Here is a 7,731-nt window from a genome sequence, read left to right as displayed (position 1 = left end):
AACGCAGCAGGCTTGTGGAACTTCTACTTAGATGCAGCATAAGTTAGATAACAGTCAGGGCAAACCCTGTCCCAGAGCTGGTTTTATTTCCCAACAACTCTATTAATTTTCTCCAGAGGTTGTATGGCATTTACAAACGGAACACTAATCCAGTATTTCCATTGGTATATTTCTGACCAAGGAATTCTGTGGGACGAAGTTAATAGAAACGCTGCGGAACTTGCGGCGAACGGGTTTACAGGAATTTGGTTGCCACCTGCGTACAAAGGTTTGTCAGGACAGTATGATGTGGGCTACGGAGTTTATGATCTCTATGACCTAGGAGAATTCGATCAGAAAAACTCCATTCGTACCAAATACGGAACTAAGCAGCAATACCTAGAGGCTATTCGATCGCTGCAACAAGCCAAGATTCAAGTTTATGCAGATGCAGTCTTGAACCACAAAATGGGGGGCGATACAGCAGAACTGATGAAGGCGACGCCCTTTTCCCAGGACAATCGCATCACGCCCAAGGGAGGAATGCAAGAAATTAAAAGCTATACCGCCTTCACCTTTCCAGGCCGATCGGGCAAATATTCCAACTTTGAATGGCATTGGTGGCATTTTGATGCAGTGGATTACAACGATTATGATCCCAGCGATCGCAGCACAATTTACTTATTAGAGGGCAAGACCTTTGATGACTACGTTGCCTTAGAAAAAGGAAATTTTGCCTATCTCATGGGTTGCGATTTGGATTGCCAACATGCTGATGTCCGGAATGAGTTAATTAATTGGGGTAAATGGTACCTCGATACCACAGGTGTTGATGGATTTCGCTTAGATGCCATTAAACATATTGCCGCTTGGTTTTTCCCAGAATGGATTGATGCATTGGAAAAACATGCTGGAAAAGATCTTTTTGTAGTTGGCGAATATTGGTCACCGGATATTCAATCTCTTCATTGGTACATTGACTTAACTAGTGGCCGTATGTCAGTTTTTGATGTACCGCTGCATTACAACTTCCATTACGCCAGCAAAACAGGACGTAATTACGATTTGCGTCGTATTCTAGACGGCACCTTGATGCAGCAGCGTCCAACCCACGCTGTTACCTTTGTTGAAAACCATGATTCTCAACCGCTACAAGCGCTGGAATCAGTCGTGGAACCTTGGTTTAAGCCCTTGGCCTATGCGTTTATTCTATTACGCCAGGAAGGGTATCCCTGTGTGTTCTATGCCGATTACTACGGTGCGGAATATCGCGATCGGGGTCGAGATGGGAATCAGTATCACATTGTCATGCCATCCCATCGCTGGTTGCTCGATCGCTTCCTCAAAGCGCGCCAACAGTATGCCTATGGTGAGCAGATTAACTATATGGATCACCCCAACTGCATTGGTTGGACACGCCTAGGGGATATCGATCATCCTAAAACCATGGCAGTGTTAATGAGCAATGGCACTGACGGTTACAAGTGGATGCGAGTGGGCAAACCCAACACAGTGTTTACCGATTTGACCCAACACATTCCCTACCCCGTCACCACCAATAATGATGGCTGGGGGCAGTTCTTCTGCAAGGGCGGTTCCGTTTCCGTTTGGGTGGAAGGCGACTAACGATTAATCGTTGATTGTTGCGTTTGGATTACGTTTTTCAACAATCGATCGTTTATCAATCATTGTAATCATCGTTGGCATATCGGGGGAAACTTTATCTGCAAGGTTTAGCTCATTTACGACCTGTGGAAAGGTCTTCCCCTCAGTCATGCGGTAAGCAATTTCTTCTACATCATTCCACGGAAGCTGACTTTGTAAATAAGCCTTCACCATGACATTGAGCAGATTTTCCCACTGTGTTCCTTCCTCCTTCACCAACATGGCATGGGGCACCGCTAACTCCTTCGGAAATCGGTAGTACCAAGTATTTGGCTCTCTTTGGCGAACAGCATCAAATAAGGTGAGATGGTCATTATTATTGACTGCTGCATCTAGATCAGTCGCCAGAATAAACATCGGTGGTGTGGGTTCCGACTGGGCACGGTTTACAGCTTCTTGGCCCATGCGCAAGATCGCCTTGGTTGCAGGTATGGGAAAACCAGAATAGCCAACCCGATCCATTTCTGATTTATCTTTCCATTCCACATAGTCCTTGGAGTAAGTTGCTAGCAAATCCAGGACAAACCGACTATTGCCTAAATAGGGAGCAAACAACAGCGATCGGGTAATGTCTGTTGCTTTTTCTACCGAAAGCCATGTGGCCAACGTACCGCCCCCCGATAATCCCCCCACAACCACTTCATCACCCAATGTTTTGGCACTTTTCAACCAATCGATCGCAAAGTCTTTATAGATTTGGGACTCTAGCGGTAGAGGTGGTGGATTATTTTTATCCCAATTTCCAGCACGGCCATGACCGGGCAGAAGGGGAATCATAATGTTATAGCCTGCTTGGTAAAGGATTTGGCCTAGGGAGGCAAACTGAAACGGAGCCGCCGTAAACCCGTGGAAAAATAGACAAACTTTACCAGTGTCTTTGGGTTGGATTAAAAATCGCGATCGGCATTTCTCGTTACGAAGTCCAATGCTATCCTCACGGAACTTGGTCTGCTGAACGAGCAGGTTAGTCATAGCAGTTCGGTAGAGATGGTTGAGTAGATTTGCCATAGTCACGAGACGCGTAAGGTAATAGAGATCCACTGCACTCAGGTATCCATTCCCGTCAGGAATGAGATAGGGAGAGCACTGAGTAAGAATTTCTGATTACTCATTAAGGGTAACCAGAGAATTCCTAAATGGATACATCCGGTGCCGAAAATTTTGCGGAGAGTCGGGAACCCATGAGCTTCTGGTTGGACTAAGTCATGGCTAAGGATGGGGTGATAGAGCAGTAGTGATGGAATAATGGGCCAAGCTGGGAAAGTTTCTATGAACATCGGATCACAGTTGCAGGAAAAGCGAGAAGCGATTTTGGCAACAGCAGTAAAATACGGTGCTCACAACATTGTATTTGGGGTTCCGTGGCACGGGGTGAAGCCGGTTCAGAGAGCGATGGGGAGTTTCTAGTGGAAATGGAGGCAGAACGTAGCCGATTTGACTTTGGTGGTTTGTTGATGGAATTACAAGATCTGCTCAGGGAACAGCGTATAAATAACATTCCAATTGGGTAAAAGGGTAAAAGGGTAAAGGGGTAAAAGGGTAAAAGGGTAGGAGGGTGGGGGGATGAGAAGAGTGCATCCCACTTTTGCAACCCTGGCTATGCTTTGAAGATGGTCACGAGTCTTGGGAGTGAGTTCGACAACAGTGATAGAAACGCTAAAAAAATGTGAACTTAAAGGTAGTGAATCAAGCGATCGGAGCTAATCTAGAACCTAGTTCAACAATTGTTTGACTGAGACTATGTTTAACGGCTCCGGAACGTGGCACGGTACAAAATCATCAGCATCAGAATGGTGGTTACTAATGCTGGGGTGATCGATAGAATAGCGAGGATAAGATTGCTCAGATGATTGGTGACGATCGCTCGTATAATCTCAGGCATGATAGCTCGAATGATCATCCCTAGGCTGGCAAAGCTACCTAGCCCGATCGTGGCCCAGCCAGTGAACACCACCCATTTCGGCATCCGCCCCTTGGCCAGTGTTCGTAATGCACGGCCTTCAGTCTCAATGCTACCGATCGGGTCCAAGGGATTGGGCAAACGCATTTCACGGTAAAGCTGGGGATCGAGGGGTTGCTCTGTGTACAGTCGATCGCGGCTAGGGTCGATCGGGAGAAAGTTTTTGGGAGGTTCTTGGGACATCGTGGCTGTTGAAGGGTGCTAAATGTGAAACCTAATACCAATAGATTATGTCCACAACTTCAAGCGTTATGCAGATCATTCCGGATTTGGATATTGGAAACAAGCGTCCGTGTCATCCGTGTCCGGTGGGTTGGTTTAGGCTTCTTTAGCCACTCACGGACACCACAATCCCATCGCGAAAACGACTGTCAGTAACCTGTTGAAAAAATTACCTATAATAATTACTTTCCCTGAAAACAGCTTGTATCTCTAAGCAAAATCAGGATATCTTATAAACAATAGGGTGTCTTTACTAGTTGGAAGATATACGGAAACTTTCCACATATTAACCCGGCATCATATGTTTTCGAATCATCTAAAACTTATACATCCTCCAGAACTAGCTTCCAGAGCTTCAATCAAAAGATGAGAGTAACTACTCAGGCTCAAGATTTAGAGCTTTAACGTCCTGAACTACTACAGGTAGCGTCAGCCCCTTTTGTCTGATTGCCAAGAAAATATCTAACTCTCAATAAGTCGCCCACTTTGGAAGCTTGTTGAGAATATCTTTTGGGGGTAATTACCTGAAAAGCTTGTAGAATATGCCTTTCGCAATTTTCAGCCCAGCCTGAGTAGTTACGATGAGGCTTTGCTACTTGCAGAGACAGTCTTGACAAAGGGTACGAGATAGGAATAGATAGTTGAGTTTTTGTACACAGAGTGTGATATTCCCAGAGACTCAGGTTAAACTAAAGACTCAATAGCTAGTCTTGGTGAGTTGTGGGTTAGATGGTTAACGTCAAAGTTGAAATTTTTCTTTCATACTCTCATCAAGATCAGGATTTGTGTGATCAATTGCAAGAGCATCTAACTCCTCTGGAACGTCAAGGCAAAATTATAATTTGGCACAACCGTCTAATTGAACCAGGTCAAGAGCGGCGGAAGGAAATCGATTCTCGTCTGAATTCGGCAGATATTATTCTCTTGCTGACTAGCTCAAGTTTTGTAGCTTCAGAATTTTGTTATTGTAATGAACTGGAGCAAGCTAGAAAACGTCATGACGCTGGCGAGGCTCGAATGATTCCTATTTTTTTAAGACCATTAGATATTGATGCTTTAGAAGGAACACCACTACATTCACTTCAGGGCTTACCAGAACCTAATAATCCTATTGTTGGTTGGGAAGATCGCGATCAAGCACTTACATATGTTGCTAAAGAAATTCGTAAGGTTGTAATTGAGATTCAACAGAGCAAACAAGACCAACAAGCTACTGAAGCTAGCGATCACCAATCATCTTTAATCCGCTCTCAAGTAGCGGATAAGTACTATATTCAGCGTGAAGAAGCTAAAAAACTGCTAGAGAGCTTTGATCTAGCGCTTCAGCGACCTCAAGAGTCACCCTTTCTTTTTAATATTGTTGGGATTGGTGGTGTCGGTAAAACAACATTATTAGGTCGTTTGAAGGCATCTCATGCAGATAAAGTTGATTTCCTAGAAGTTTGCTTTGCTAAAACTTATGATCTAGAAACACCTCTGAAATTGATGCGTAAGCTACATCGACAAGCATTAAGTATCTTAGGTGCAGAGAGGGAAAATGATGCATTTGCACAACGAGATCGGGACTTTGAGACAGTTCTTTTCCAATTAAGTCATCAATCAATTAATAGCGAACCAGCTAGTACAGAAGATTCCAGGAAGATTACGAGTTGGTTTGAGAGGTTAATCTGGCTAAGTTCAAATAGTCTAACGACGATTCCAAATAAAACGACTGCTTTTAGTGAAACTGGTCAAGTACTGCCTTCCTTAATAACGGTTGAAGAGGATACTGAAAATCTGAAAGATTGGATTGAACAGCGAGTTCGTAATCATCCTGCTACAAAGGATAACCCTGAACTTCAAATGCTAATGCTAGAGCCGGTCGCCAGATTGACACAAGCATTTGCTGAAAGTTTAATACAAATTTCTCATAATCGAGGAAGATCGCTAGTCTTGATATTAGATACCTATGAGAAAGCACAGCCTTATCTGAATCAGTGGCTCTGGCAATATTTAGTTGAGGATACAATATTATTTTCTACACCAATTCGAGTTGTGGTATTGGGACGAAAGTCACTACAAACAGATGAAGGATGGCGAAAACTTAATCAAGATCGTAATTTGCTCTGTGAGATACAACTACCAAAATTTAGTAAGAAGGATACAGAAACCTATCTCCAAAGAATTGGTATTGAAAACGTCGGAAAATGGGCAAAAATTCATAAAGTAACTCAGGGTTTACCCTACTATTTAGATTGGGTACGTCGTCAGGAAGAACAAGGTGATGAGCTTGATTTCTCTAAGGGAAACCAGGCAATAGCAGAATTGTTATTTCAGGGGTTAGATGCCTATCAGCAAAAAGTTTTACAGGTGGTTGCTTGTTGTCGCTGGTTCGATCCAGCAATGATTCAATATTTGCTGGACAGTGATTTAGGATGGGAAAAAAATACTAATAGCTTAGGTAACCACTTCGAATGGCTTAAGCAATCTGATTTTGTTGAGTTTTCGAAAGGACACTATCGCTTAGATGATATAGCGCGCGATGTTTTTCGACGATTTTATTTCCATAATGACCGTAATCAATTTCGAAAAACCAATGCCTTACTTTCTGAATATTTTAAGCAGCAAGCAGACAACATTGCCATTCCCCAAAGTCCTTTTCCAGATATATATGAAGATGAGGAATGGCGAGAGTTAATCGCAGAATCTCTTTACTATGCTCTTTTTGGAAAAGGTAGAGAAGGGCTTCAGCAATATATTGATCAGATTTTTACTGGGGCCTACTTACGTGAGCCAGATATTTTTATGGTTCCTTTTGCAGCTATTAGTGCCGAGATCAATACAGAAAATGATCATCTTCTCCCACACGTAACAAATCAATTCTTTAAAGAGGCGAGGATAGCACTTATTTTGGGTTGGTTATTTTTAGGTCGTTTTCCTAAAAGCTATAAGCTTAAGTTTGCAAACGAAGAAAATCTTTCAAAGAATGAAATAGAGTCACGTTTACAAAAGCTAGAAAATTCTTTGAACTCTCTACTGGAACATGTAGATAGGTTACAAGATGGCTTTGGCAAATGTATAGGGTTGATGTATAAAGCTCTGCGTTGTAAAACTACTAAAGAAAGATGCATTTTATTGCTGAATGCAAAAAATAATCTTGAAATACAATTAGACTACTGTACAAAAAAATTATCTTTCAAGATTTTCTCGCAGATTGGTGAATTATTAATTAGTACGCAATCTTATGAAGATGCATTAGATTGTTATCAAAAAACATTAAATTTTTCACAAGAAGATTTTTCAACTCTTTTAGGGTATAGTCAAGTTTTGATCAATTTCGAGCGATATGAAGAAGCTCTACAAAGTGTAGAAAGAGCAATCGGGATTAAACCAAATTTTTTTAAAGCATGGGGATTAAAAGCAGCTTGTTTATGTGGGATAGAGCGATACGAAGAGGCTCTACAAAGTGTGGAAAAAGCAATCGAAATTGAACCGAAATCTGCTGAGACATGGAAAATTCATGGGTTGACTTTAGTAAAATTAGAACGATATGAAGAGGCTCTGAAAAGTGTAGAAAAAACAATCGAAATTGAACCGAAATCTGCTGAGACATGGAAAATTCATGGGTTCGTTCTAATGCAATTAGAACGATATGAAGAGGCTCTGAAAAGTATAGAAAAAGCAATTAGAATCGAACCAAGTTCTACTGAGGCATGGAATATTAAAGTTTCCATATTAATCGACTTAAGATCTTACCAAGAAGCGATTAGTACTATTGATAAAGCTCCTGAGTCTGCTCCTATAAGAGCCAGGGTAAGCGCATCTCAAACGCTATTGACAACTAGGGGTGGAGTCTTTACCCGAGTCGGGCAACGCAGCGGCTAAGACTTGGAGCATAAACGTGTCATCCATTGCGGCTCGCTTCG

General features: G+C 42.3%; 5 protein-coding genes. 3 read left to right on the top strand and 2 right to left on the bottom strand.

Annotation, left to right across the window (positions count from 1 at the left end; all coding sequences use genetic code 11):
• The first annotated feature begins 123 nt into the window (after window positions 1-123).
• Window positions 124-1,605 (top strand): alpha-amylase, encoded by a 1,482-nt coding sequence (locus ACN4EG_RS26510; RefSeq protein WP_431633290.1) that lies wholly within the window; start codon window positions 124-126, stop codon window positions 1,603-1,605.
• A gap of 3 nt (window positions 1,606-1,608) precedes the next feature.
• On the opposite strand, the gene ACN4EG_RS26505 is transcribed toward ACN4EG_RS26510, so the two are convergent.
• Entirely contained in the window at window positions 1,609-2,616 is a 1,008-nt protein-coding gene (locus ACN4EG_RS26505) for an alpha/beta hydrolase (RefSeq protein ID WP_431633289.1), read from the bottom strand.
• 297 nt (window positions 2,617-2,913) lie between these two features.
• On the opposite strand from ACN4EG_RS26505, the gene ACN4EG_RS26500 reads away from it, so the two are divergent.
• Complete coding sequence (locus ACN4EG_RS26500) at window positions 2,914-3,051, top strand: hypothetical protein (protein WP_431633288.1); 138 nt, start codon at window positions 2,914-2,916, stop codon at window positions 3,049-3,051.
• Window positions 3,052-3,388: 337 nt separating this feature from the next.
• On the opposite strand, the gene ACN4EG_RS26495 is transcribed toward ACN4EG_RS26500, so the two are convergent.
• A complete protein-coding gene (locus tag ACN4EG_RS26495) occupies window positions 3,389-3,787 on the bottom strand; it encodes a hypothetical protein (protein WP_431633287.1) in 399 nt (132 codons plus the stop codon).
• 768 nt (window positions 3,788-4,555) lie between these two features.
• Between ACN4EG_RS26495 and ACN4EG_RS26490 the strand changes: the two genes are divergently transcribed.
• A complete protein-coding gene (locus tag ACN4EG_RS26490; protein ID WP_431633286.1) occupies window positions 4,556-7,690 on the top strand; it encodes a toll/interleukin-1 receptor domain-containing protein in 3,135 nt (1,044 codons plus the stop codon).
• The last annotated feature ends 41 nt before the right edge of the window (window positions 7,691-7,731 follow it).

Source organism: Alkalinema pantanalense CENA528, assembly GCF_050753345.1.
GTDB classification, from domain to species: Bacteria; Cyanobacteriota; Cyanobacteriia; order Leptolyngbyales; family Leptolyngbyaceae; genus Alkalinema; species Alkalinema pantanalense.
The sequence above is the reverse complement of the archived record's forward strand: the minus strand, read 5'-3'. Positions and strand labels throughout refer to the sequence as shown.

What these genes read in the sequence shown, in the direction of transcription:
- ACN4EG_RS26510 (WP_431633290.1), top strand. Translation starts at nt 124, where the DNA reads ATGGCATTTACAAACGGAACACTAATCCAGTATTTCCATTGGTATATT.
- ACN4EG_RS26505 (WP_431633289.1), bottom strand. Translation starts at nt 2,616, where the DNA reads ATGACTAACCTGCTCGTTCAGCAGACCAAGTTCCGTGAGGATAGCATT.
- ACN4EG_RS26500 (WP_431633288.1), top strand. Translation starts at nt 2,914, where the DNA reads ATGAACATCGGATCACAGTTGCAGGAAAAGCGAGAAGCGATTTTGGCA.
- ACN4EG_RS26495 (WP_431633287.1), bottom strand. Translation starts at nt 3,787, where the DNA reads ATGTCCCAAGAACCTCCCAAAAACTTTCTCCCGATCGACCCTAGCCGC.
- ACN4EG_RS26490 (WP_431633286.1), top strand. Translation starts at nt 4,556, where the DNA reads ATGGTTAACGTCAAAGTTGAAATTTTTCTTTCATACTCTCATCAAGAT.